General features: G+C 71.3%; 23 protein-coding genes. 2 read left to right on the top strand and 21 right to left on the bottom strand.

What is annotated here, in order from left to right; genetic code table 11:
- Positions 1–228: 228 nt before the first annotated feature.
- The 11 genes from metK to pyrR all read right to left on the bottom strand — a co-directional run bounded on the left by metK (position 229) and on the right by pyrR (position 12,589).
- Positions 229–1,422: a methionine adenosyltransferase gene (metK, locus tag ABD901_RS30870; protein WP_345131910.1), complete on the bottom strand. Its 1,194-nt coding sequence runs from the start codon at positions 1,420–1,422 to the stop codon at positions 229–231.
- Between the two features lie 123 nt (positions 1,423–1,545).
- Positions 1,546–2,769 (bottom strand): bifunctional phosphopantothenoylcysteine decarboxylase/phosphopantothenate--cysteine ligase CoaBC, encoded by a 1,224-nt coding sequence (coaBC, locus tag ABD901_RS30865; protein ID WP_345131908.1) that lies wholly within the window; start codon positions 2,767–2,769, stop codon positions 1,546–1,548.
- A gap of 8 nt (positions 2,770–2,777) precedes the next feature.
- Positions 2,778–3,047, bottom strand: coding sequence for a DNA-directed RNA polymerase subunit omega (gene rpoZ, locus ABD901_RS30860; RefSeq protein WP_344616982.1), 270 nt, complete (start codon positions 3,045–3,047; stop codon positions 2,778–2,780).
- A 160-nt stretch (positions 3,048–3,207) separates the two neighbouring features.
- Positions 3,208–3,528, bottom strand: a complete 321-nt coding sequence (gene mihF / locus ABD901_RS30855; RefSeq protein WP_190253177.1) for an integration host factor, actinobacterial type — start codon at positions 3,526–3,528, stop codon at positions 3,208–3,210.
- Between the two features lie 119 nt (positions 3,529–3,647).
- Positions 3,648–4,490 carry an orotidine-5'-phosphate decarboxylase gene (gene pyrF, locus ABD901_RS30850; protein ID WP_345131904.1) on the bottom strand — a complete coding sequence of 281 codons (843 nt, stop codon included), beginning with the start codon at positions 4,488–4,490 and terminating at the stop codon, positions 3,648–3,650.
- Positions 4,487–5,485, bottom strand: a complete 999-nt coding sequence (locus ABD901_RS30845) for a quinone-dependent dihydroorotate dehydrogenase (protein WP_345131902.1) — start codon at positions 5,483–5,485, stop codon at positions 4,487–4,489. Before ABD901_RS30845 ends, pyrF begins: the two co-directional genes overlap by 4 nt.
- Complete coding sequence (gene carB / locus ABD901_RS30840) at positions 5,482–8,784, bottom strand: carbamoyl-phosphate synthase large subunit (protein ID WP_345131900.1); 3,303 nt, start codon at positions 8,782–8,784, stop codon at positions 5,482–5,484. Before carB ends, ABD901_RS30845 begins: the two co-directional genes overlap by 4 nt.
- Positions 8,777–9,889, bottom strand: a complete 1,113-nt coding sequence (gene carA / locus ABD901_RS30835) for a glutamine-hydrolyzing carbamoyl-phosphate synthase small subunit (protein ID WP_345131899.1) — start codon at positions 9,887–9,889, stop codon at positions 8,777–8,779. Before carA ends, carB begins: the two co-directional genes overlap by 8 nt.
- Positions 9,886–11,112, bottom strand: a complete 1,227-nt coding sequence (locus ABD901_RS30830; protein WP_345131897.1) for a dihydroorotase — start codon at positions 11,110–11,112, stop codon at positions 9,886–9,888. The genes carA and ABD901_RS30830 overlap by 4 nt, the downstream gene beginning before the upstream one ends.
- A complete protein-coding gene (locus tag ABD901_RS30825; RefSeq protein WP_345131895.1) occupies positions 11,109–12,023 on the bottom strand; it encodes an aspartate carbamoyltransferase catalytic subunit in 915 nt (304 codons plus the stop codon). The genes ABD901_RS30830 and ABD901_RS30825 overlap by 4 nt, the downstream gene beginning before the upstream one ends.
- The gene (gene pyrR / locus ABD901_RS30820) at positions 12,023–12,589 is read right to left on the bottom strand and encodes a bifunctional pyr operon transcriptional regulator/uracil phosphoribosyltransferase PyrR (RefSeq protein WP_345131893.1); all 567 of its coding nucleotides are present in this window, start codon (positions 12,587–12,589) and stop codon (positions 12,023–12,025) included. Before pyrR ends, ABD901_RS30825 begins: the two co-directional genes overlap by 1 nt.
- A gap of 191 nt (positions 12,590–12,780) precedes the next feature.
- On the opposite strand from pyrR, the gene bldD reads away from it, so the two are divergent.
- Complete coding sequence (gene bldD / locus ABD901_RS30815) at positions 12,781–13,269, top strand: transcriptional regulator BldD (protein WP_033356835.1); 489 nt, start codon at positions 12,781–12,783, stop codon at positions 13,267–13,269.
- Positions 13,270–13,330: 61 nt separating this feature from the next.
- Here bldD and nusB read toward each other — a convergent pair whose 3' ends face one another.
- Complete coding sequence (gene nusB / locus ABD901_RS30810) at positions 13,331–13,738, bottom strand: transcription antitermination factor NusB (protein WP_345131979.1); 408 nt, start codon at positions 13,736–13,738, stop codon at positions 13,331–13,333.
- A 53-nt stretch (positions 13,739–13,791) separates the two neighbouring features.
- Positions 13,792–14,349, bottom strand: coding sequence for an elongation factor P (efp, locus tag ABD901_RS30805; RefSeq protein WP_345131892.1), 558 nt, complete (start codon positions 14,347–14,349; stop codon positions 13,792–13,794).
- A gap of 205 nt (positions 14,350–14,554) precedes the next feature.
- Between efp and mptB the strand changes: the two genes are divergently transcribed.
- On the top strand, positions 14,555–15,973 hold the full coding sequence (mptB, locus tag ABD901_RS30800) for a polyprenol phosphomannose-dependent alpha 1,6 mannosyltransferase MptB (protein WP_345131890.1): 1,419 nt from the start codon (positions 14,555–14,557) through the stop codon (positions 15,971–15,973).
- Here the strand turns inward: mptB and aroB are convergent.
- The 8 genes from aroB to ABD901_RS30760 all read right to left on the bottom strand — a co-directional run bounded on the left by aroB (position 15,952) and on the right by ABD901_RS30760 (position 24,388).
- Complete coding sequence (gene aroB, locus ABD901_RS30795; protein ID WP_345131889.1) at positions 15,952–17,010, bottom strand: 3-dehydroquinate synthase; 1,059 nt, start codon at positions 17,008–17,010, stop codon at positions 15,952–15,954. The genes mptB and aroB overlap by 22 nt on opposite strands.
- The gene (locus tag ABD901_RS30790) at positions 17,007–17,504 is read right to left on the bottom strand and encodes a shikimate kinase (protein ID WP_345131888.1); all 498 of its coding nucleotides are present in this window, start codon (positions 17,502–17,504) and stop codon (positions 17,007–17,009) included. Before ABD901_RS30790 ends, aroB begins: the two co-directional genes overlap by 4 nt.
- The gene (gene aroC, locus ABD901_RS30785) at positions 17,501–18,679 is read right to left on the bottom strand and encodes a chorismate synthase (protein WP_345131887.1); all 1,179 of its coding nucleotides are present in this window, start codon (positions 18,677–18,679) and stop codon (positions 17,501–17,503) included. The genes ABD901_RS30790 and aroC overlap by 4 nt, the downstream gene beginning before the upstream one ends.
- A 31-nt stretch (positions 18,680–18,710) precedes the next feature.
- Positions 18,711–19,499: a shikimate dehydrogenase gene (locus tag ABD901_RS30780; protein WP_345131886.1), complete on the bottom strand. Its 789-nt coding sequence runs from the start codon at positions 19,497–19,499 to the stop codon at positions 18,711–18,713.
- Positions 19,499–20,686: an endolytic transglycosylase MltG gene (gene mltG, locus ABD901_RS30775; RefSeq protein ID WP_345131885.1), complete on the bottom strand. Its 1,188-nt coding sequence runs from the start codon at positions 20,684–20,686 to the stop codon at positions 19,499–19,501. The genes ABD901_RS30780 and mltG overlap by 1 nt, the downstream gene beginning before the upstream one ends.
- A gap of 21 nt (positions 20,687–20,707) precedes the next feature.
- Positions 20,708–21,181: a Holliday junction resolvase RuvX gene (ruvX, locus tag ABD901_RS30770; protein WP_345131977.1), complete on the bottom strand. Its 474-nt coding sequence runs from the start codon at positions 21,179–21,181 to the stop codon at positions 20,708–20,710.
- Between the two features lie 283 nt (positions 21,182–21,464).
- Positions 21,465–24,125, bottom strand: a complete 2,661-nt coding sequence (alaS, locus tag ABD901_RS30765) for an alanine--tRNA ligase (protein WP_345131883.1) — start codon at positions 24,123–24,125, stop codon at positions 21,465–21,467.
- Positions 24,122–24,388 (bottom strand): hypothetical protein, encoded by a 267-nt coding sequence (locus tag ABD901_RS30760; protein WP_345131881.1) that lies wholly within the window; start codon positions 24,386–24,388, stop codon positions 24,122–24,124. The genes alaS and ABD901_RS30760 overlap by 4 nt, the downstream gene beginning before the upstream one ends.
- Positions 24,389–24,398: the final 10 nt, after the last annotated feature.

Raw genomic sequence — 24,398 nt, 5'->3', positions numbered from 1 at the left:
GCCGGCATTTCCGGCAATGCGCTCGGCGGCGGCGCGCGGCTTGGCGTCCGACTCGGGGAAGAGCGCCGCCTCGACATCGGCCGAGGCCGACTCAATGGGCTCCGACCGGTCATCGCCGGGCGGTGACGCAATAGGCTCCGCTCGATCGGCGACCGGATCGGAGAATGACGTTGGCCGATCAATCCGGGGTGCGGGCTGATCGGCCAACGTCGGGTTGCTGTTGGAGCGTCAGGCGCCGGCGGCGGACTTCAGCTCGGACGTGCGGCTGGCCTGCTCCCACGTGAAGCCGGGCAGCTCGCGGCCGAAGTGCCCGTAGGCGGCCGTCTGCTGGTACACCGGCTTGAGCAGGTCCAGGTCGCGGATGATCGCGGCCGGGCGCAGGTCGAAGACCTCGTTGATGGCCTTCTCGATCCGCTCGACCGGCACGACCTCGGTGCCGAAGGTCTCGACGAACAGCGAGACCGGGTGCGCCTTGCCGATGGCGTAGGCGACCTGGACCTCGCAGCGCTCGGCCAGGCCGGCGGCCACGACGTTCTTGGCGACCCAGCGCATCGCGTAGGCGGCGGAGCGGTCGACCTTGGACGGGTCCTTGCCGGAGAAGGCGCCGCCGCCGTGGCGGGCGTAGCCGCCGTAGGTGTCGACGATGATCTTGCGGCCGGTGAGGCCGGCGTCGCCCATCGGGCCGCCGATCTCGAAGCGGCCGGTCGGGTTGACCAGCAGCCGGTAGCCGTCGGTCTCCAGGCCCAGGCCCTCGAGCTCGGGGGCGATGACGTGCTCGCGCACGTCCGGGGTCAGCAGCGAGTCGAGCGAGATGTCCGGGGCGTGCTGGCTGGACACCACGACGGTGTGCAGGCGCACCGGGCGCAGGCCGTCGTACTCGATGGTGACCTGCGTCTTGCCGTCCGGGCGCAGGTAGGGGATGGTGCCGTCCTTGCGCACCGCGGACAGGCGGCGGGCCAGGCGGTGCGCGAGCGCGATCGGCAGCGGCATGAGCTCGGGCGTCTCGCTGCACGCGAAGCCGAACATCATGCCCTGGTCGCCGGCGCCCTGCAGGTCCAGCGCGTCGCCGCCGGCGCCCTCACGGACCTCGATCGCCGAGTCCACGCCCTGCGCGATGTCGGGCGACTGGGAGCCGATCGACACGCTCACGCCGCAGGAGGCGCCGTCGAAGCCCTTCTTCGACGAGTCGTAACCGATGCCCAGGATCGTCTCGCGGACGATCTTGGCGATGTCGGCGTAGGCGCTGGTGGTCACCTCACCCGCGACGTGGACCTGGCCGGTGGTGATCAGCGTCTCAACGGCCACCCGGCTGCGCGGGTCCTGCGTGAGGAGCGCGTCCAGGACGCCGTCACTGATCTGATCGGCGATCTTGTCGGGGTGACCTTCGGTGACCGACTCTGACGTGAAAAGGCGGCGTGCCAACGGTGCTCCTAGGGGTTACGGCGTTCGACAGTTGATTCCGCCAGAGTGTACGACCTGGCGGTCGGGTATTGGTCGCGGACCCGTCATCACGCCCGGCGCCACACTGCACCAGCAGCGCTGCGATCAGGCAAAACGGTCAGCGACTCGATCTAAAATCCTATCAGCCAGATCGTCTTTGGAGAGTTCTGGCAATGCGTCCTGGCTACCGTCCGCACCGAGGATCACCGCCTGGTTGTGCTCGGCGCCGAACGTCTTGGCCATGCCGACCTCGTTGACCACGATGAGGTCGGCGCGCTTACGCAACAGCTTCTCGTGCCCGGCGGCCAGCGCCACCGACAGCTCCGCCGTCTCGGCGGCGAACGCGACGAGCACCTGGCCGTCGGGCTTGGCCGCGCCCAGCTCGGCGGCGATGTCCGGGTTGGTGACCAGCTCGATCACCGGCGCCGCGCCATCCACCTTCTTGATCTTGCTGGCCGCGAACGTCGCCGGCCGGAAGTCGGCGGGCGCCGCGGCCATCACCACGGCGTCGGCGGCCTTCGCGGCGGTGACCACGGCCACCCGCAGCTGCTCGGTGGTCTCCACCCGCACCACGTCGGCACCGGCCGGGTCGGGCAGCGCGACGTTGGCGGAGATGAGCGTCACGCGCGCGCCCCGGGCGATCGCGGCGCGGGCGATGGCATAGCCCTGCTTGCCCGACGACCGGTTGCCGATGAAGCGCACCGGGTCGATCGGCTCGCGGGTGCCGCCCGCGGTGACCACCACGTGCCGTCCGGCCAGGTCGGGCGCGGTCGCGCCCCGGCGCAGCAGGCGGGTCGCGGCGGCGAAGATCTCGGCCGGCTCGGGCAGCCGGCCCTTGCCGGTGTCGGCACCCGTCAGCCGCCCGACGGCGGGCTCGAGGACCACGGCGCCGCGCGAGCGCAGGGTGGCGACGTTGGCCTGCGTGGCCGGGTGCTCCCACATCTCGGTGTGCATCGCCGGCGCGAACAGCACCGGGCACCGGGCGGTGAGCAGCGTGTTGGTGAGCAGGTCGTCGGCCAGGCCGGTCGCGGCCTTGGCGAGCAGGTCGGCGGTGGCCGGTGCGATGACGACCAGGTCGGCCTCGCGGCCGAGGCGGACGTGCGGCACCTCGTGGGCACCGGTCCAGACGTCGGTGCTGACCGGCTGCCCGGACAGCGCGGCCCAGGTGGCCTCGCCGACGAAGGTGAGCGCCGCGGCTGTGGGCACGACCCGGACCCGGTGGCCCGACTCGGTCAACAGCCGCAGCAGCTCGCACGCCTTGTAGGCGGCGATACCGCCAGCCACGCCGAGGACGACACGAGGCCGTTCCCCGGTGTGGCGGTCGGGCATCGTCTGGCTCAGGGGGTCTCTTCGATGCGCTCGGCGGTCAGCAGCCCGCTGTTGATCTCGCGCAGGGCGATGGAGAGCGGCTTCTCCTGCGGCGTGGTCTCCACGAGCGGACCCACGTATTCGAGGAGGCCCTCACCCAGCTGGCTGTAGTAGGCATTGACCTGGCGGGCACGCTTCGCCGCGAAAATCACCAGGGCGTACTTCGACGTCGTCTTTTCCAGAAGCTCGTCGATCGGCGGGTTGGTGATCCCCTGCGGGTCTGCCACGGTTCCGGCCACGGAAAAACCTCAACACTTTCGCAAAATTGACGGCTCTTGGGAGCGTCGGACAGCTCACGAACCTGACAACCTTACCAGAGCTGCAACAACGCCGACGCGCCCGGACCGAGGTCCGGGCGCGTCGGGTCGATGTACCGGTCCGGGGGGACCGCCGGGCGGGTCACTTACCGCCGGCGAACTCCCCGAGCAGGGCCTTGCGCTGCTGGTCGCCCAGGCCGCGCAGGCGGCGGCTCTCGGCGATCTTCAGCTTCTCCATGATCTGCGTTGCCCGGATCTTGCCGATGCCGGGCATCGCCTGCAGCACGGCCGAGACCTTGAGCTTGCCGACGACATCGTCGGACTCGGCACGATCGATCACGGCAGCAAGGGTCGTCTTGCCCTGCTTGAGTTGCTCCTTCAGCTCAGCGCGAGCCTTGCGGATCTCAGCCGCCTTTTCCAAAGCGGCCGCGCGCTGTTCCGGGCTCAGTGACGGGAGCGGCACCAGGTCTCCTCAGGTCCCTTGAAAAAAGTGTTGATGGTCTAGCGCCGGGAAAACTAGCGGTCAGAAGCCATTTCGGCAACGTCGGAAGGCAAGATCGACGCCTTGTGAAGATTCGATGATCACGCAGTGACCGCAATTGCGGACGCACAGGATTCGCGCGCGCGGTCCGCCGCGGCCCGAAGCGCCGACACTTCCGGGCCCGCCGAGAGGACCTCGCGGGACCACGACGGCAGCACCAGCCCGAGCGCGTCGCCGAACACGGCGCGCAGATCTTCGGCCCGCCCGCCCTGCGCGCCGAGGCCCGGCGCGAGGATCGGTCCATTGAGATCGGTCAGCCTCAGCCCGGTCGTCCCGACGGTCGCGCCGATGACCGCGCCGACGCTGCCCATGGGGCTCACACCCGCGTTGACCTGCGAAATCTCGTCGACGATCACCTGTGCGACGGTACGCCCGTCCCCCGCGACGGCCCGCTGCACGGAGGCGCCCTCGGGGTTGGAGGTCATCGCCAGCACGAACGCGCCGAGGCCGTTGCGCTGGGCTTTGTCGATGATCGGGGCCAGCGAGCCGAAGCCGAGGTACGGACTCACGGTGACCGCGTCGGCGCACAGCGGGGACGCCGGATCGAGGTAGGCGTCGGCGTACGCGGCGGCCGTCGAGCCGATGTCACCCCGCTTGACGTCGAGGATCACGAGGCTGCCCGACCCGCGCAACTGTCGGATAACCGACTCAAGGACGGCTATGCCCCTGGAGCCGAAACGCTCAAAAAAGGCGGACTGGGGCTTGATCGCCGCGACCCGTCCGGCCAGGGCCTCCCCCACCGTCCGACCGAACGATTCCAGGCCCTTGACATCGTCGGAGAGGCCCCAACCGGCCAGCAGGGAGGGGTGAGGGTCGATGCCCACGCACAGCGGCCCCAGCGCGTCCATGGCGGCCCGCAGCCGGGCGCCGAAGGGTTTGGTCACGTCATGCTCCTCGTCGCGGCGACGGCGCCGCGGACCAGCCGCGGGCCGTGGAAGATGAATCCGGTGTACAGCTGGACGAGGGCGGCGCCGGCCTCGAGCATCCGCTGCGCGTCGTCCGGCCGCGTGATCCCGCCCACGCCGACGACGGGCAGGCCGCTCTCCTTGGCCACGAAACGCACCACCTCCAGCGCGCGGGGCGCCAGTGGCCGGCCGCTGAGCCCGCCGGCCTCGGTCGTGCTCACGCCGGGCCGCTCGACCGTGGTGTTGGTCGCGATGAGCCCGGCCACACCCACGCCGAGGCACACGTCGAGCAGGTCGCCCAGGGCGGCGTCGGTCAGGTCCGGCGCGACCTTCACCAGGATCGGCACCGGGCCGCCCAGCGAAAGCGCCTCGGCGCGCAGCGCGCCCAGCAGCGCCGACAGGTGCTCCTTGTCCTGCAGCTCCCGCAGGCCGGGCGTGTTCGGGGAGCTGACGTTGACGGCGAAGTAGGAGCCCAGGCCGTACAGCTGCCGGAAGCTGTGGACGTAGTCCTCCACGGCGCCGGTGAGCGGGGTCACCTTCGACTTGCCCAGGCTGATGCCCAGGGGCACCGGCAGCGGCCCCAGGGCGCGCAGCCGGGCCGCCAGCGCGTCCGCGCCGGCGTTGTTGAACCCCATCCGGTTGACGACCGCCTCGTACTGCGGCAGCCGGAACAGCCGGGGCCGGTCGTTGCCCGGCTGCGCGTGCTGCGTGACGGTGCCCACCTCGACGAAGCCGAAGCCCAGGCGCGGCCAGGCGCCCAGCGCCCGGCCGTCCTTGTCCATGCCGGCGGCGAGGCCGACCGGGTTGGGGAAGTCGACGCCGAACACGGTGCGCCGCGCCCCGGGCGGGCTGTAGGCCCGCCGCGCCCGGGGCAGGCGCGCCAGCACGCGCAGGGTCCGCTCGTGCACCGCCTCGGCGTCGCCGCCGTTCATCCGGAACAGCGCCGGGCGGACCGCCCGCTCGTAGAAGCTCACCGCGCTTCCCGCAGGGCCGCATGCAGCTCCTGCAGGGGCCGCACGGACATCTCGCCGCGGATGAGCGCCTCGATGCCCATGACCGCGGCCGCGGCGCCCGGCAGCGTGGTGATGCACGGGATGTCGCTCACCACGGCCGCGCTGCGGATCTCGTAGCCGTCCTGGCGGCCGCTGGAGCCCTGCGGCGTGTTGATGACGAGGGCGACGTCGCCGTCCGCGATCAACGACACCGCGTTGCGCCCGCCGCCTTCTTCAAAGTGCTTCGGCACGATCTCGCACGCCACCCCGTAGCGGCGCAGCACCTCGCCGGTGCCGGCGGTGGCGACGATCGCGAAGCCCAGGTCGGCCAGGCGCTTGACCGGGAACACGATCCCGCGCTTGTCCCGGTTGGCGACCGTGACCAGCACCGTGCCCGAGGTCGGCAGCGAGCCGTACGCCGCCGCCTGCGACTTGGCGAACGCGTGGCCGAAGGACGGGTCGATGCCCATCACCTCGCCGGTCGACTTCATCTCCGGGCCGAGCAGGTTGTCCACGCCCTTGCCCTCGGCGGTGCGGAAGCGCTTGAAGGGCAGCACCGCCTCCTTCACCGCGATCGGGGCGTGCTCGGGCAGGGCGCCGCCGTCGCCGTCGGCCGGCAGCAGCCCCTCCGCGCGCAGGTCCGCGATCGTGGCGCCGAGCGCGATGCGGGCGGCCGCCTTGGCCAGCGGTACCGCCGTCGCCTTCGACACGAACGGCACGGTGCGCGAGGCGCGCGGGTTGGCCTCCAGCACGTACAGCACGTCGTCCTTCAGCGCGTACTGCACGTTGAGCAGGCCACGCACGCCGATGCCCCGGGCGATGGCGGCCGTGTAGCGGCGCACCTCCGCCAGGTGTACCGCGGCGAGCGTGATCGGCGGCAGCGCGCACGAGGAGTCGCCGGAGTGGATGCCGGCCTCCTCGATGTGCTCCATGACCCCGCCGAGGTACACCTCGCCGGTCGCGTCGCACAGCGCGTCGACGTCGATCTCGATGGCATCGTCGAGGAAGCGGTCGACGAGCACCGGGTGCGCCGGTGAGATCTCGGTCGCCCGCCCGATGTAGTCGCGCAGCGTCGGCTCGTCGTAGACGATCTCCATGCCGCGGCCGCCGAGCACGTAGGACGGGCGCACCAGCACCGGGTAGCCGATCTCGTCGGCGATGAGCTTGGCCTCCGGGAACGTGGTGGCGGTCCCGTGCGCCGGCGAGCGCAGTCCGGCCTCGGTCAGCAGCTTGCCGAACAGGCCGCGGTCCTCGGCGAGGTCGATGGCGGCCGGCGAGGTGCCCACGATCGGCACGCCGGCGCGCTCGAGGCGTTCGGCCAGGCCCAGCGGGGTCTGCCCGCCCAGCTGCACGATCACGCCCACGACGCCGGGGCCGCCCGCCGCGCGGCCGGAGCCGTCCTCGGCGTGGAAGACCTCGAGCACGTCCTCGAAGGTCAGCGGCTCGAAGTACAGCCGGTCGGCGGTGTCGTAGTCGGTGGACACCGTCTCCGGGTTGCAGTTGACCATGACGGTCTCGTAGCCCTTGGCGCGCAGGGCCATGACCGCGTGCACGCACGAGTAGTCGAACTCAATGCCCTGGCCGATGCGGTTGGGGCCGGAGCCCAGGATGATCACCTTCGGGCGGTCCGACGGGGTGACCTCGGTCTCGTCCTCGTAGGTGCTGTAGTGGTACGGCGTGCCGGCGGCGAACTCGGCGGCGCAGGTGTCCACCGTCTTGTACACCGGCCGCAGCCCCAGCCGGTGGCGCAGCGAACGCACCCCATCCTCGCCGGCGAACTCCGGGCGCAGCGCCGCGACCTGCCGGTCGGACAGGCCGGCCCGCTTCGCACGGCGCAGCAGCGGCAGGTCGAGCACGGCCGCCTCGACGATCTCGGCGCGCAGCTCGACGAGCGCGGCGAGCTGGTCGACGAACCACGGGTCGAAGCCGGACACCTCGGCGACCTCGGCGACGGTGTGCCCCTGGCGCAGCGCGAGCTCGGCGGTGTAGAGGCGCCCGTCGTGCGGAATGCGCAGATCGTGCAAAACAGATTTGTCTGTTTTGTCCGGTACCGTCCAGAAACCGCCGGCCTTCGTCTCCAGCGACCGCATGGCCTTGCCCAGGGCCTCGGCGAAGGTCCGCCCGAGCGACATCGCCTCGCCGACCGACTTCATGGTCGTGGTCAGCTCGGCGTCGGCGCCGGGGAACTTCTCGAAGGCGAAGCGCGGGATCTTCACCACGACGTAGTCCAGCGACGGCTCGAAGGCGGCCGGCGTCTTGAGGGTGATGTCGTTGGGGATCTCGTCCAGGGTGTAGCCGATGGCGAGCTTCGCGGCGATCTTCGCGATCGGGAAGCCGGTCGCCTTGCTGGCCAGGGCGCTGGAGCGCGACACCCGCGGGTTCATCTCGATGACGACCAGCCGGCCAGTGCCCGGGTGGACCGCGAACTGGATGTTGCAGCCGCCGGTGTCGACCCCGACCTCGCGCAGCACGGCGATGCCGAGGTCGCGCAGCCGCTGGTACTCCACGTCGGTCAGCGTCATCGCCGGCGCGACGGTCACCGAGTCGCCGGTGTGCACGCCCATCGCGTCGACGTTCTCGATCGAGCACACGACCACGACGTTGTCGTGCTTGTCGCGCATGAGCTCGAGCTCGTACTCCTTCCAGCCGAGCACGCTCTCCTCGATGAGCACCTCGTGCACCGGCGAGGCGGCGAGGCCGCCGCCGGCGAGCCGCTCGAGGTCCTCCGGGGTGTGCGCCATGCCGGAGCCCAGGCCGCCCATGGTGAAGGAGGGGCGGATGACGACCGGCAGACCGAGGTCGGCGACGGTCGCGTGCACCTCCTCCATGGAGTGGCAGACCCGCGAGCGGGGCGTGTCGCCGCCGGCGCGGGCCACGATGTCCTTGAACAGCTGGCGGTCCTCGCCGCGGCGGATCGCCTCGATGTCGGCGCCGATGAGCTCCACGCCGTACTTGTCGAGCACGCCGGCCTCGTGCAGCGCCACGGCGGTGTTGAGCGCCGTCTGGCCGCCCAGCGTGGCCAGCAGCGCGTCGGGGCGCTCGCGGGCGATGACCTGCTCCACGAACTCGGGCGTGATCGGCTCGACGTAGGTGGCGTCGGCGAACTCGGGGTCGGTCATGATCGTCGCCGGGTTGCTGTTGACCAGGCTGACGCGCAGGCCTTCGGCCCGCAGCACACGGCACGCCTGCGTGCCGGAGTAGTCGAACTCGCACGCCTGGCCGATGACGATCGGGCCGGAGCCGATGACGAGGACGTGCCGGAGGTCGGTGCGCTTAGGCATTGTTCTGCATCAGCTCCGCGAATCGATCGAACAGGTAATCCGCGTCGTGCGGCCCCGCTGCCGCCTCCGGGTGGTACTGCACGGTGAAGGCCGGCACGTCGAGGCAGCGCAGGCCCTCGACCACGTTGTCGTTGAGGCACACGTGGCTCACCTCCACGGCGCCGAACTCGGTCGCCACGCGGCCCTCGAGGGGCGCGTCGACCGCGAAGCCGTGGTTGTGGCTGGTCACCTCGACCTTGCCGGTGGTGCGGTCCAGCACCGGCTGGTTGATGCCCCGGTGGCCGTACCCGAGCTTGTAGGTGCCGAACCCCAGCGCCCGGCCCAGAATCTGGCTGCCGAAGCAGATGCCGAACAACGGGATGCGGGCCGCCATGACCGCCCGGGCCAGCGCGACCGGCCCGTCGGCGGTGGCGGGGTCGCCCGGGCCGGGCGAGAAGAAGACCGCATCGGCGCCGAGAGCCCGGATGTCCTCGATGGTGGCCGAGGCCGGCAGCACGTGGGTGGTCACCCCGCGGGCGGCCAGGCGCCGGGGCACGTTGCGCTTGATGCCCAGGTCGATGGCCGCGACCGTGAGCCGGTGCTCGCCTTCGGCCTGCACGGTGTACCGCTGCGGCGTCGTGACCTCGGCGGACAGGTCGGCGCCGAGCATCTGCGGCTGCTCGAGCACCCGCTGCAGCAGCGCGTCGCGGTCGTCGTCGACGCTGGACACCCCGACCCGCATGGCGCCGCGCTCGCGCAGGTGCCGGGTGAGGGCGCGGGTGTCGATGCCGCTGATGCCGACGACGCCCTCGGCGGCGAGGCGGTCCTGCAGGCTGCCGGTGGCCCGCCAGTTGGAGTGGCTGCGGGACGGGTCGCGCACCACGTAGCCGGCGACCCAGATCCGCGAGGACTCGTCGTCCTCGTCGTTGACGCCGGTGTTGCCGATCTGGGGTGCGGTCTGCACGACGACCTGGCGGTGGTACGACGGGTCGGTCAGCGTCTCCTGGTAGCCGGTCATGCCGGTGTTGAACACCGCCTCGCCGAAGGTCTCGCCGGTGGCGCCGAACGCCTCCCCCCGGAATGTGCGCCCGTCCTCCAGGACGAGCAGGGCCTCTCTCCGCGTCACCGTGTCGCCTTTCCGTTCAGCACCGTCGGCTCGCCGCGCAGGTAGGTCGCCTCGATGCGGCCGCGCAGTTCCATTCCGGCGTATGGGGTGTTCCGGGAGCGGCTGGCCATGGCCGTCGGGTCGACGGTCCAGCGCACGCCCGGGTCGAAGATCGCGATGTTGGCCGGCGAGCCGACCGCGAGGGGCTCGCCCTGGCCGCGCAGCCCCGCGATGCGGGCCGGCGCCGCGGACATCCACTCGGCGATGCGGTCCCAGAGCGGGCCCATGGTCTGCACGACGATCGCGAGCGCCGTCTCCAGGCCGAGCATGCCCGGCCGGGCGTTGGCCCACTCGCACTCCTTGTCCTCCACGCTGTGCGGCGCGTGGTCGGTGGCGACGCAGTCGATCGTGCCGTCGAGCAGGCCCGCGCGCAGCGCCAGGACGTCGGCCTGGGTGCGCAGCGGCGGGTTGACCTTGAAGACCGGGTCGTAGTGCGTCGCCCGCTCCTCGGTGAGCAGCAGGTGGTGCGGGGTGACCTCGGCGGTGACCCGCCAGCCCTTGGACTTGGCCCAGCGGATCAGCTCGACGCTGCCGGCGGTGGAGACGTGGCAGATGTGCAGGCGCGCGCCCACGTGGCCGGCCAGCAGCACGTCGCGGGCGATGATCGCCTCCTCGGCGACGGCCGGCCAGCCGGTCAGGCCCAGGCGGGCGGCGACCACGCCCTCGTTCATCTGCGCGCCGGAGGTGAGCCGCGGCTCCTCGGCGTGCTGTGCGACGACCCCGTCGAACGCCTTCACGTACTCCAGCGCGCGCCGCATGAGCCGCGGGTCGGACACGCAGTGCCCGTCGTCGGAGAAGACCCGCACGCGGGCGGCGGAGTCGGCCATCGCGCCGAGCTCGGCCAGCTGCTCGCCGGCCAGGCCCACGGTGACGGCGCCGATCGGCTGCACGTCGACCAGGCCGGCCTCGCGCCCGAGCCGCCAGACCTGCTCGACCACGCCGGCGGTGTCGGCGACCGGCGAGGTGTTGGCCATCGCGCACACGGCCGTATAGCCGCCCAGCGCGGCGGCCCGGGAGCCGGACTCGACGGTCTCGGCGTCCTCGCGGCCCGGCTCGCGCAGGTGTGTGTGCAGGTCGACCAGGCCCGGCAGCGCGACCAGGGCGCCCTTCTTGGCGGGGTCGATCGCGACGATCACCCCGTCCTCGACGGTGATCTCCCCGACGCTGGTGCCCTCGATCTTCATGACTTGCCTCCCAGCAGCAGGTAGAGGACCGCCATGCGCACGGACACGCCGTTGGCGACCTGTTCGACGATCGTGGAGCGGGCGGAGTCGGCCACCTCGGGCGCGATCTCCATGCCGCGGTTCATCGGGCCGGGGTGCATGACGATCGCGTGCTCGGGCAGGCGGCGCATGCGGGGCACGTCGAAGCCGTAGCGGCGGGAGTACTCCCGCTCGGAGGGGAAGTACGCCTGGTTCATCCGCTCGCGCTGGACCCGCAGCATCATGACCACGTCGGCGCCGGGCACGACGGCGTCGAGGTCGTAGCACGTCTTCGCCGTCCAGGAGTCCACGCCGACGGGCAGCAGCGTCGGCGGCGCGACGAGCGTCACCTTCGCGCCGAGCGTGTGCAGCAGCTGGACGTTGGAGCGGGCGACGCGGGAGTGCAGCACGTCGCCGACGATGACGACGTTGAGCCCGGCGAGGCGGCCGAGGCGGCTGCGCATGGTGTAGGCGTCCAGCAGCGCCTGGGTGGGGTGCTCGTGGGTGCCGTCGCCGGCGTTGACCACGCTGCCGTCGACCCAGTTGGCCAGCCGGTAGGGCGCGCCGCTGGCCGGGTGGCGCACCACCACGGCGTCGGCGCCCATCGCCTGCAGCGTCAGCGCGGTGTCCTTGAGACTTTCACCCTTGGAGACGCTCGAGCCCTTGGCCGAGAAGTTGATCACATCGGCGGACAGGCGCTTGGCCGCGGCCTCGAAGGAGATGCGGGTGCGGGTCGAGTCCTCGTAGAAGAGGTTCACCACGGTCCGGCCGCGCAGCGTCGGCAGCTTCTTCACCTCGCGGGCCTGCAGGCTCGCCATCTCGGCCGCGGTGTCGAGCACCAGGGTGGCGGTGGGTGCGTCGAGGTCGGCCGCGCCGAGCAGATGCTTGATCATCACCGGTCACCCTTGTTCTTGATCAGGACGGCGTCCATGCCGTCGTGCTCGGCCGTCATCACCCGCACGACCTCGTCGATCGAGGTCGGGATGTTCTTGCCGACGTAGTCGGCGCGGATCGGCAGCTCGCGGTGGCCCCGGTCGACGAGGACGGCCAGCTGGACGGCCCGGGGCCGGCCGAGGTCCTTGAGCGCGTCGAGCGCGGCCCGCACGGTGCGCCCGGAGAAGAGCACGTCGTCGACGAGGATGACGCGGCGCCCGTCGAGGCCGCCCGGAGGGATTTCGGTGTGACCCACGGCACGAGTCGCCTGCAGGCGTAGATCGTCCCGATAGAGCGTGATGTCCAACACACCCACCGGGACGTCAAAGCCCTCGAAAGCGGCGATCCGGGCGGCGAGGCGCCTGGCCAGCGGAACACCGCGCGTAGGTATGCCCAGCAGCACAGTTTCGGCTGCCCCGGACGTCTTTTCCAGAATCTGATGGGCAATACGGTCGACCACCCGGGCGAAATCCGCCGCCGTCAGGATGGTTTTTCCCAGCTCAGTGCCGGTTGTCGGGGACGACAAAACCAGACCTCCTTCCCCGCCTCACCGGACGGGTCGTTAAAGGACGTCGAACGTCAACTACCCTAACAACCGCCCTGACCAGGGCAACGGAAGGGTCTCGACCACTTGACCACGCGTCGTCAGCCAGTTACGGTCACGCTCCGTAGCGATCGCTGGGGAAACCCCTCAGGCCAGTGACTGGGAGTGTCCGTATGCCGTCTGAGTACGCCAAGTCTCTTGGTGCTCGCCTGCGCTCCATCCGACAGCAGCAGGGGCTGTCTCTGCAGGGTGTCGAGGAGAAGTCGGCAGGGCGCTGGAAGGCCGTCGTCGTCGGGTCGTATGAGCGTGGCGACCGTGCCGTCACCGTCTCTCGCCTGGCGGAGCTGGCCGAGTTCTACCGCGTGCCCGTCGCCGAGCTGCTGCCCGAGGGCAGCGGCGTGCGGCACGAGCCCACCAACAAGATCGTCCTCGACCTGGAGCGCCTCTACGACGCCGGCGCCGAGGACCTCGCCTACGTCGCCCGCTACGCCCGGGCGATCCAGCAGCAGCGTGGTGACTACAACGGCCGCGTGCTGTCGATCCGCGCCGACGACCTGCGTGCCCTGGCGATCGTGTACGACGCCTCGCCCTCGGGCCTCGTCGAGCGGCTCAACGAGCACGGGGTGCTGGTCACCGACCCGCGCAGCCTGTTCCAGAGCTGAGCAACGCAGGAAAGGGGCCGCGCCCGGTCGGGTGCGGCCCCTTCTGCTGTCTTGGTAGTGATCAGGTGGCGTAGTCGGCGATGCGGCCCAGGATGCCGTTGAGGAAGCGCGGCGAGTCGTCCGTGGACAGCGTCTCGGCGAGCTCGACCGCCTCGGTGATCGCCACCGGGTTGTCGATCTCGTCGTTGTACAGCAGCTCGTACACGGCGATGCGGGCCAGGTTGCGGTCCACCACCGGCATCCGCTCCAGCGTCCAGCCCTCGGCGTAGCTCGACAGCAGCTCGTCGATGCGCTGCGAGTGGCTCTCGACGCCCTCGACGAGCTGGACCGTGTAGGGAAGGTAGCCGGGCTTGGGCTCCTCCAGGTTGGCCACGTAGGCGGTCAGCACCGACCCGCGCGGCTCGCCGCGCAGGTCGGCCTGGTAGAGCACGTCGAGGGCGCGTTTGCGCGCCTTGCGCCGCGCCGTCATCTGGGCGGTGACGTCACCGCCCAGGAACGATCCGTTGCCGGATGAGCTGTTGGTCACGCCCGGCCCAGGTAGCGACTGTCGCGGGTGTCGACCTTGATCTTCTCGCCGGTCGAGATGAACAGCGGGACGTTGACCGTGGCGCCGGTCTCCATCGTGGCGGGCTTGGTGCCGCCGGTCGAGCGGTCGCCCTGCAGGCCCGGCTCGGTGTAGGTGACCTCGAGGATCACCGAGGTCGGCAGCTCGACGTAGAGCGGCGCGCCCTCGTGGGTGGCGACGATCACCTCGGCCTCGGGCAGCAGGAACTTGCTGGCCTCGCCGACGGTGCCGCCGGGGACGGTGATCTGGTCGTACGTGTCCAGGTCCATGAACACGAAGTCCTCGCCGTCGGCGTAGAGGTACTGCATGGTGCGCTTGTCGACCGTGGCGGTTTCGACCTTGGTCCCGGCGTTGAACGTGCGGTCGACCACCTTGCCGGAGAGCACGTTCTTCAGGGTGGTCCGCACGAACGCGCCGCCCTTGCCCGGCTTGACATGCTGGAACTCAACGACGGTCCACAGGTCGCCGTCGAGGTTGAGCACCAGGCCGTTCTTCAGGTCGTTCGTGGTTGCCATGAGGTTTGACGTCACTTTCGTCGCTGCCGGCCAGCAGACCGGGAAGATGTGGTCCCGAGCGGCGTGAACATCCGCCGATGCGGGAAAAGGCCCGGTGAAGTGTACCGGGCAGGCAAAATCGGCCCGAAACAGTGTACCGGCCCTCTGATGACCAGGTTCACCGATCGTTAACCATCCATACAGATGACTCTGCCAGCGTGCCCGGGTGGGAAGACCGGACATCCTCAACCGTACTCTGGGCTTCGCCGGATCCGTCGCAATCGCGGTATGTGGCCTCGCGGCCGGAGCGCTTCCGGAGCGCGACCCGTTTGCGCACTGGCCGGTGATCCGTGAGTTACGCAACTTCCCACTGCTCGCGATCGCGGGCGCCTATGTCGGCATCGCGCTGTTGTGCGGCGCCTGGCTGCGGCTGCGCCGCTCGCTCGAGGACCACACGACCGGCGACCTGATCCGCACGCTGCTGTGCTGGGCGGGCCCGCTGGTGCTCGTGCCGCCGATGTTCAGCCAGGACGTGTACAGCTACCTCGCGCAGGGCGCGATGGTCCACGATGGCCTGGACGCCTACAAGTACGGCCCGGCGGTGCTCGGCGGCCGCTTCGCCGCCGACGTGCCCGCGATCTGGCAGGAGACCCCGGCGCCCTACGGCCCGCTGTTCCTGCGCGCCGCGGCGGCCGTGGTCAACCTCGCCGGCGACAACGTGGTCGCGGGCGTCCTGGCATTCCGGCTGATCGCGCTGGTCGGCATCGCCCTGGTGGTGATGTGCCTGCCGGGGATCGCGGCCCGCTTCGGGGTGGCGCCGCAGCGGGCGCTGTGGTTCGGCGCGCTGAACCCGCTGCTGCTGCTGCACCTGATCGCCGGCATGCACAACGACGCGCTCATGGTCGGGCTGATGACCGCCGGGCTCTACCTCGCGGTGCGCCGCCGGCCCGCGCTCGCCGCCGTGCTGATCGGCGCCGCCGCCCTGATCAAGGCCCCGGCCGCGCTGGCGCTGCTCACCGTGCTGCTGATCAATCCGAGGGCGTGGGCCCGCATCGGCGCCGTCGCGGCGGCCTCGCTCGCCGGCCTGCAGCTGGCCTCGGGCCTGGGCACCGGCTGGATCGGCGCGATGAAGACCCCGACGTCGGTGCGCAACGGGCTGTCGTTCAGCACCGACCTCGGCCTGCTGCTGGGCGCCGTGGGCTGGCCGGAGCCGATGCAGGTCATCCGCACCCTGGCCGCGGCCGCCGGCTGCCTGCTGGCCGGCTGGGCGCTGCTGCGGGCGCCGAACCCGGTCGCCGGGCTCGGCCTCGCGCTGAGCTCGATCATCCTGCTCGGCCCGGTCGTGCATCCGTGGTACCTGCTGTGGGCCTTCGTCCCGCTCGCCGCCGGCCTGCGCCGGGTGCCGCAGGCGGCGGTGTGGGGCTCGGTCGGGCTCTCGCTGTTCCTGCTGCCGACCGGGGCGCCCGGCTACCCACAGGCGGTCATCGCCGCCTCGATCGGCACCGTGGCCGGCCTGCTCTACCTGCGCATGCGCCCGCCGGCCGAGTCGGCGGCGCTCACGCCCTCCCCCGCGCCCGCGATGGCGCCCGTCCTCGCGCCGGCGACGCGCAGTGCGGCCGCGGTTCAGGCGGCGACGGCGCGGTAGGCCTCCGCGAGCAGCTCGTCGGCCGGGCCGGCCAGGGTGCCCGGCTCGGCGAGGCCGTCGAGCACCACGAAGCGCAGCGTCGCGCCGCGGGCCTTCTTGTCGACCCGCATGGCGGCGTGCAGCTCCGGCCAGGCCTCCGCCGGGTAGGACACCGGCAGCCCGAGCCGCTCGAGGATCTCGCGGTGCCGCGCGGCGACGTCCGGCGCGAGGCGGCCCGAGAGGCGGCCCAGCTCGGCGGCGAACACCAGGCCGACGCTGATCGCGTGGCCGTGCTTCCAGGTGTACCGCTCCCGGCGCTCGATCGCGTGGCCGAGCGTGTGGCCGTAGTTGAGGATCTCGCGCAGCCCGCCCTCGCGCAGGTCCACGGTGACGACCCGCGCCTTCACCGCCACCGAGCGCTCGACGAGCTCGGCGAGCACCTCGCCGGCCGGGTCCAGCGCGGCGGCCGGGCCGGCCTCGATGAGCCGCAGGATCTCGGGGTCGGCGATGAACCCGCACTTGACGATCTCGGCCATACCGGCGAGCAGGTCGTCGGCGGGCAGGGTGTCCAGCGCCGCCAGGTCGCACAGGACGCCGGCCGGCTCGTAGAAGGCGCCGACGAGGTTCTTGCCGGCCGCGGTGTTGATGCCGGTCTTGCCGCCGACGGCGGCGTCGACCATGCCCAGCAGGCTGGTCGGGACCGTCACCAGGCGCACGCCGCGCAGCCAGGACGCGGCGACGAACCCGGCCAGGTCGGTGACCGCGCCGCCGCCGACGCCGACGACCGCGTCGGAGCGGGTGAAGGCGGCCTCGCCGAGGGCGTCCCAGCAGCGCGCGGCGACGGAGATGTCCTTGCCGGCCTCGGCGTCGGGCACCTCGATCGGCAGCACGTGGTGCCCGGCGGCCCGCAGCCGCTCCTCGGCCCGCGTCGCGTGCTCGCGCACCGGCGCGGCGTAGATCACCGCGACCTGGTTGGCGCCCTTCACGAGGTCCGGCAGGTGGTCGAGCACGCCGCGCCCGATGTGCACCGCGTAGGTGGCGACGTCGACGGTGCTCACAGCCGGCCCGCCAGCTCGTCGGCGATCTCTTCCGGCTCCCGCCCGTCGGTGCTGACCGTGACGGTCGCGACCGCCTCGTACAGCGGCCGGCGCTGGTCCAGCAGGTGCTTCAGCGTGGCGCGCGGGTTGATCGCCAGCAGCGGCCGGCCGGCGCCGAGCCCGACCCGCGAGACCGCGTCGGCGAACTGCACGGCCAGGTAGACCACGGTGTGCCCGGCGAGGGCCTTGCGGTTCTCCTCGGCGAGCACGGCGCCACCGCCCAGCGCCAGGACGCCGTCGAAGCCCGCCAGCTCGGCCACGAGCGTGGCGGTCTCGAGCGCGCGGAAATGCTCCTCGCCCTCGTCGAAGAAGATCTCCGGGATCGGCTTGCCGGCCCGCTCCTCGATCACCGCGTCGGCGTCGCGGAACGGCACGCCGAGCCGCGCGGCGAGCAGCTCGCCGACGGTCGTCTTGCCGGCGCCGGGCGCGCCGACGATCACGGCTCGGGGGCTCATCGGATCACCAGGTTCTCGAGGTACCCGGCGACGTTGCGCCGGATCTCCGGCACCGAGTCGCCGCCGAACTTCTCCAGCGCCGCCTCGGCCAGCACCAGCGCCACCATCGCCTCGGCGACCACGGCCGCGGCCGGCACGGCGCACACGTCGGAGCGCTGGTTGATCGCGGTCGCCGGCTCGCCGGTGGCCACGTCGACGGTCTGCAGCGCCCGGTTGAGCGACGAGATCGGCTTCATCGCAGCGCGCACGCGCAGCGGCTCGCCGGTGGTGATGCCGCCCTCGAGCCCGCCGGCCCGGTCGGTGATGCGCCGCACGCCGTCGACGGTGTTGATGATCTCGTCGTGCGCCACCGAGCCGCGGGAACGCGCCTGCGTGAACGCGTCGCCGATCTCGACGCCCTTGATCGCCTGGATCGACATGAGGGCCGTGGCGAGGCGCGCGTCGAGCTTGCGGTCCCACTGCACGTGGCTGCCCAGGCCCGGCGGCACCCCGTAGGCCAGGACCTCGACGATCCCGCCCAGGGTGTCGGCGTCCTTCTTGGCCGCGTCGACCTCCTCGACCATCCGCGCGCTCGCCTCCGGGTCGAGGCAGCGCAGCGGGTCGGCGTCGATGCGCTCGAAGTCCTCGGGCCGCGGCACCAGCCCCGGCTTGGCGGCGACCGAGCCGAGCTCGATGACGTGCGAGACGATCTCGACGCCGAGGGCCTGGCGCAGCAGCGCCTTGGCGACGGTGCCGACGGCCACTCGGGCCGCGGTCTCCCGGGCGCTGGCGCGCTCGAGGATCGGCCGGGCGTCGGTGTGCCCGTACTTCTGCATGCCGGCGAGGTCGGCGTGCCCGGGCCGGGGCCGGGTCAGCGGCGCGTTGCGCGCCTGCGCGGCGAGCACGTCCGGGTCGACCGGGTCGGCCGCCATGACCGTCTCCCATTTCGGCCACTCGCTGTTGCCGACGCGGATGGCCACCGGGCTGCCGAGCGTGAGCCCGTGCCGGAGGCCGCCGATGAACTCGACGACGTCCTGCTCGAAGCTCATCCGGGCGCCGCGGCCGTAGCCGAGGCGTCGACGGGCCAGCTCAGCCGCCACGGACGCGCTCGTCAGCTCGATTCCGGCGGGCACGCCCTCCAGCATCGCGACGAGCGCCGGGCCATGGGATTCTCCAGCGGTCAACCAGCGCAGCACATCCATCAGTCTGTCACGGGCCGGCGGACGGCTAGGACAGGGCGGCGCGCATCTCAACTACTGGCGCCTTGACGCCGGTGAACAGCTCGAACTGGTCCACCGCCTGCCACAGCAGCAGGTCCAGGCCCGACACGATCGGGCACCCGGCCTTGTGCGCGGCGGCCGCCATCGGCGTCGGCCAGGGGTCGTAGATCGCGTCGAAGACCACCGGGCGGGCCGAGAAGTCGGCGAGCGCGAGGTGGTCGGCGGCGCCCTTCGGTACCGTCGAGATCACCACCGGCGCGGAGATCGCCTCGGCCGCGGACGACCACGGCTCGGCGGTCAGCTCGACGTCGAGGGCCTCGGCCACCGGCCGCAGCTCCTCGGCCGCCTCGGGCCGGCGGGTGTAGACCGTGACGTCGGCGGCGAGGCTCGCCGCCGCGGCGATCGCCGCCCGGGCCGTGCCGCCCGCGCCGAGCAGGGCCAGCCGGGGCGTGCGCGACACCCCGGCCTCCAGCAGCGCCCGGACCATGCCCGGCGCGTCGGTGTTGTAGGCGTGCCAGCCGTATGCGCGGCGCACGAGCGTGTTGGCCGCGCCGATCGCCGCCGCGAACGGGTCGACGAGCGCGGCCACCTCCAGCGCGACCTCCTTGAGCGGCATGGTCAGCGACAACCCGGCCCACTCGGGGCCGAGCGGGGCGACCAGCGCCGCGAGGTCCTCCTCGCCGCATTCGATCGCCGTGTACGACCAGTCGGTCAGCCCCGCCGCCGCGTAGCCCGCGTTGTGGATCGCCGGTGAGCGCGAGTGGCTCACCGGCTTGCCCAGCACGGCAGCGCGCACTACTTGACGCCGTTCTTCTGCGCCTGGTCCCACAGCTTCTGGAACTCCGCATACGTCTTGGCGTAGGCGGTGTTGCCGGCCGTGTCGATGGCCAGGAAGTAGAAGTAGTCGCTCTTCGGCGGCCCCATGGCCGCGGTCAGGGCGCTGGTGCCCGGGTTGCTGATCGGCCCGATCGGCAGGCCCGGGTTGTCGTGGGTGTTGTACGGGTTGTTCTTGTTGTGCAGCTCGGACTGCAGCAGCTCGGTCGAGGGCTTGGCGCCCTTGCCGGTGATGCGCAGGTAGTAGTTGACCGTGCTGTCCACCTGCAGGCAGTTGCAGGGGAACTTGCCGCTGTAGACGCGGTTGTACAGCACCCGCACGATGCCCGGCTGGTCCTTGTCGAGCCCCTCGACCTGCGCGATGGAGGACGCGACGAGCGCCTCGAACGGCGAGATGTTCAGCAGCTGCACCGCGTCGATGAACCCGATCTTCTCGATCTCCTGGTTGAAGCGCTGAACGATGATCTTCAGCACCCCCACCGCGTCGACGTTGGGCGGGAAGTCATACGTCGCCGGGAACAGGAACCCCTCGATCCCGGGCGCGCGCTCCTTCTTGTCCTTGCGCGTGTACCAGACGTCGCCGACGCCGAGCGCCTTCGGGTCCTTGGCCGCCGCCTCGAAGTCCTCGTAGGGGATCTTCGTCGCTTCCGACAGCTTCTTGAACGTGTCCTGCCAGGTCAGGCCCTCGGCGAGGGTAACCTTGTTCACGACGCGGCTGTGGGGGTCGAGCATCAGCGTCAGGGCCGCAGAGGCCTTCATCTGCTTGCGCATGTTGTAGAAGCCCGGCTGCAGCTTCTTGCTGCGCTCGTCCTTCTTCGCCGCCTCGACGAACGCCTTGGCGCTCTTGACGACGTCCTTCTCCTGCAGCGTGTTGGCGATGTCCGCGGCGAGCTGGCCGGAGATCACCTCGACCACGACCTCGCCCGTGCCGCCGCCGTCGTAGTCGGGTGCGCTGAAGAGCCCCTTGATGCGGTCGATCCCGGCGTAAACCCCGAAGGCCAGGCCGCCGACGACCAGCAGGCTGAGGAAGAAGGCGAGGAAGGTCCTTCCGCCGCGACCCTTCTTCTTCTTGCTCCTGGCCGGGGCCGAGGCGCGCCGCCGGTGACGCGGCCGCTCCTCTTCCTCCCAGGCCAGATCGAGCTCGTCCATCTGCACTCTGCCTCCTGGCGCTCAGCCGCGAACTGCTCCGGCACGTCTGGCGTCGAGCCAACCCTGCAGGATCTCCACCGCGGCCACCTGGTCGACGACCGCGCGCTGACGCCTGCCTCGGACGCCGCGCTCCGACAGCCTACGTGCTGCCGCCGCGGTGGACATCCTCTCGTCCGTCAGCAGGACGGGCACGGGCGCCGCCAGCTCTGCGAGCCGGTCCGCATATTGCCTGATCAGGACCGCCGCCGGACCTTCCTTGCCGGCCAGGTTGATCGGCAGCCCGACGATGATCTCCACTGCCTCGTATTCGCCGACGTAACGGAGAATTTCCGACATGTCGGAGGGGGTGGCGTCGCCGTCGGCGCTCTGGTCCCGCGCAACGGTGGCGACGGGGCTCGCGAGGATCCCGTCGGGATCGCACACGGCCACGCCGACCCGCACCGACCCCACGTCGATGCCGAGCCGTCGTCCGCGCTCCCACTGCTCATGCCCCACACGCGCACCATAACGGTTCGCACCGCACACGTGTCGCCCACCCGACACCCCCAAGGTCGCTCGCGATTCCTCGGCAACGGCTCGGAGGCGTCACATTTCCGAAATGTCGGGCGCTGGCGCGCCCGACATTTCGGATATTTCGTATATGCGCGAGTTTTCGAGCTCCCCGCAGGAACCCCAAACGTTGGCACTCCGGCGGCTCCCGGCTCCCGAAGCCGGTGACGCAGCGTAAGAAAGCCGAAGCGGCCCGCTCGGCACAAGCCGAGCGGGCCGCACGAAACGATCAGAGCGCCTTCTCGACCGCCAGCAACAGGCTCGGCGCCTCGGCGGCGGGAACGCCGCCGCCCTGGGCCAGGTCGGCGTTGCCGCCACCGCGCCCGGACAGCGCCCCCTTCACCAGGTCACCGGCGGCCAGCCCGCGCGCCTTCCCGGCCCCGTTGACGGCCACGACCAGCGATGCCTTTCCACCGGACCGCGAGGTGACGGCGACGACGGCCGGCCGCTCCGCCGGAATCCGCCCCCGGATCTCCTGCACCAGCGTGCGAACCTCGTTGGCCGAGGTCCCTTCGGGCGCCTCGGTGCCGACGAACGCGACCCCGCGCACATCCCGAGCCGAGTCGGCCAGGCCGCCGGCCCCGGCGAGCACGAGCTGGGTGCGCAGCTTCTCGAGCTCCCGCTCGGCGTCGCGCAGCTGGGCCACGGTCTGCTCGACCCGGTCGGCGACCTGGTCGCCGGGGACGCGGAACAGCTCGGCCAGGCGCGACACGAGGACGTGCTCGCGGGCCAGGTGGCTGAAGGCGTCCAGGCCGACGAGGGCCTCGACCCGGCGTACGCCGGAGCCGACCGACGCCTCGGACAGGATCTTCACCAGGCCGAGCTGCGAGGAGCGCTCGACGTGGGTGCCGCCGCACAGCTCGCGGGCGTAGTCGCCGACCTCGACGACGCGGACCTCGTCGCCGTACTTCTCGCCGAAGAGGGCCATGGCGCCGATCTTGCGGGCCTCCTCCTGCGAGGTGATGAAGGCGTGCACCAGCAGGTCGCGCAGGAGTACCTCGTTGACCTGCTGCTCGACGTCGTGCAGCACGCTCGCCGGGACGGCCGACGGGGTGTTGAAGTCGAAGCGGAGCCGGCCGGGGGCGTTCAGCGAGCCCGCCTGGGTCGCCGACTCGCCGAGGAAGTTGCGCATCGTCTGGTGGATCAGGTGCGTCGCGGTGTGTGCGCGCGAGACGGCGCGGCGCCGGTCGACGTCGATCTCGGCGAAGGCCGTGTCGCCAGGACGCACCTCGCCGGCCACCACGCGGGCGCGGTGCACGATGAGGCCGGGCAGCGGCGACTGCACGTCAAGGACCTCGACCTTGCCGCCGCCGAGCGTGATGAAGCCGGAGTCGGCGAGCTGGCCGCCGCTCTCGGCGTAGAACGGCGTGGCGTCGAGGACGATCGAGACCTCCTCGCCCTCGCCCGCGAGCGGGGCGCCCAGCAGCGAGCGCACGCGGGATTCGCGGGAGATTTCGCGGTACCCCGTGAACTCCACCGGCCCGCCCTGTTCCAGCGCCGAGCGGTACACCGACAGGTCCGCATGCCCCGTCTTGCGCGCCTGCGCGTCGGCCTTGGCATTGGCCTTCTGCTCGGCCATGAGCCGGCGGAAGCCGTCCTCGTCGACCCGCAGGCCCTGCTCGGCGGCGATCTCGAGGGTCAGGTCGATCGGGAAGCCGTAGGTGTCGTGCAGCTGGAAGGCCTTGTCGCCGGCGAGGACCTTGCCGCCCTTGGTCTTGGTGTCCGTCATCGCCAGGTCGAGGATCGTGGTGCCGGCGTTGAGGGTGGCCAGGAAGCGCTCCTCCTCGCCGTAGGCGTACTGCGAGATCCGGTCGTACTCGGCGGCGACCTCCGGGTAGGACGGCGCCATGCAGTCGCGGGCGATCGGCAGCAGCAGCGGCAGCGCGGGGCCTTCCTGCCAGCCGAGCAGCCGCATGGAGCGGATCGCGCGGCGCAGGATGCGGCGCAGCACGTAGCCACGGCCCTCGTTGGACGGGATGACCCCGTCGGAGATGACCATCAGCGCGGTGCGCACGTGGTCGGCGATGACGCGCAGCCGCACGTCGTCCGGGTGCGACTCGGCGGCGACGTGTGAGACCGCCTGGCCGTACCGCTTCCCGGTCAGGTCCGCGGCCTTGGCCAGGATCGGCTGCACCTCGTCGATCTCGTACAGGTTGTCGACGCCCTGCAGCATCGAGGCGATGCGCTCCAGGCCCATGCCCGTGTCGATGTTCTTGTTGGGCAGGTCACCGACGATGTCGAAGATCTCCTTCGACTTCACGTTGGTGATCTCGTTCTGCATGAAGACGAGGTTCCAGTACTCCAGGTAGCGGTCCTCGTCGACCTCTGGCCCGCCGCTCTTGCCGTAGGCGTCGCCGCGGTCGTAGTACAGCTCCGAGCACGGCCCGGCCGGCCCCGGGATGCCCATCGACCAGAAGTTGTCCTTCTTGCCCCGGCGCACGATGCGCTCGGCGGGCAGCCCGGTGCGCTTCCAGATGTCGATGGCCTCGTCGTCGTCGAGGTAGACGGTGGCCCAGATCCGCTCCGGGTCGAGGCCGAAACCGCCGTCGGCCACCGACTTCGTCGACAGCTCCCAGGCCAGCCGGATGGCGCCTTCCTTGAAGTAGTCGCCGAAGCTGAAGTTGCCGTTCATCTGGAAGAACGTGCCATGCCGACTGGTCTTGCCGACCTCGTCGATGTCGGGCGTGCGGATGCACTTCTGCACGCTCGTGGCACGCGTGTAGGGCGCGGTGCGCTGGCCGAGGAAGTACGGCACGAACTGCACCATGCCGGCGTTGATGAACAGCAGGTTGGGATCGTCGACGGCGGGCAGCGGAGCGGAGGGCACCACCGTGTGCCCGTTTTCCTCGAAGTGGGTCAGGAAACGTCGCTTGATCTCGGCGGTTCTCATCCGTGCTGCCGGCCTTCCGGGTAAAGATCTTCGTCCAGGGTCAAGCCTTCCGCGAACGCGGTGTGGATCTCGGCTTCGCGCTCGGCCATCCCGTCACGCACGTCGTCGACGAAGTTGCGCACATTGGCCGCGAAGCCGGCGGCGGAGTCCCGCGCCGACGCCGCGATGCCCTGCGGGGTGAAGGCCTGGGCCTTCTTGGCGACCGCCCGGACCACGAGGGCGCCGACGGCGAGTCCGATCCCGAGCCACAGCAAGCGCCGCATGGCTCAACCT

The organism is Dactylosporangium darangshiense (assembly GCF_039537565.1).
In the GTDB taxonomy this organism is placed as follows: Bacteria; Actinomycetota; Actinomycetes; order Mycobacteriales; family Micromonosporaceae; genus Dactylosporangium; species Dactylosporangium darangshiense.
Note: the sequence above shows the minus strand (reverse complement) of the source record. Positions and strands in the feature narration are given on the sequence as shown.

Bases quoted from the DNA above. Each gene is read 5' to 3' on its own strand.
- coaBC (WP_345131908.1), bottom strand. From the start codon at position 2,769: ATGCCCGACCGCCACACCGGGGAACGGCCTCGTGTCGTCCTCGGCGTG.
- carB (WP_345131900.1), bottom strand. From the start codon at position 8,784: ATGCCTAAGCGCACCGACCTCCGGCACGTCCTCGTCATCGGCTCCGGC.
- ABD901_RS30830 (WP_345131897.1), bottom strand. From the start codon at position 11,112: ATGAAGATCGAGGGCACCAGCGTCGGGGAGATCACCGTCGAGGACGGG.
- ABD901_RS30825 (WP_345131895.1), bottom strand. From the start codon at position 12,023: ATGATCAAGCATCTGCTCGGCGCGGCCGACCTCGACGCACCCACCGCC.
- bldD (WP_033356835.1), top strand. From the start codon at position 12,781: ATGCCGTCTGAGTACGCCAAGTCTCTTGGTGCTCGCCTGCGCTCCATC.
- nusB (WP_345131979.1), bottom strand. From the start codon at position 13,738: ATGACGGCGCGGCGCAAGGCGCGCAAACGCGCCCTCGACGTGCTCTAC.
- efp (WP_345131892.1), bottom strand. From the start codon at position 14,349: ATGGCAACCACGAACGACCTGAAGAACGGCCTGGTGCTCAACCTCGAC.
- ABD901_RS30790 (WP_345131888.1), bottom strand. From the start codon at position 17,504: ATGAGCCCCCGAGCCGTGATCGTCGGCGCGCCCGGCGCCGGCAAGACG.
- mltG (WP_345131885.1), bottom strand. From the start codon at position 20,686: ATGGACGAGCTCGATCTGGCCTGGGAGGAAGAGGAGCGGCCGCGTCAC.
- alaS (WP_345131883.1), bottom strand. From the start codon at position 24,125: ATGAGAACCGCCGAGATCAAGCGACGTTTCCTGACCCACTTCGAGGAA.
- ABD901_RS30760 (WP_345131881.1), bottom strand. From the start codon at position 24,388: ATGCGGCGCTTGCTGTGGCTCGGGATCGGACTCGCCGTCGGCGCCCTC.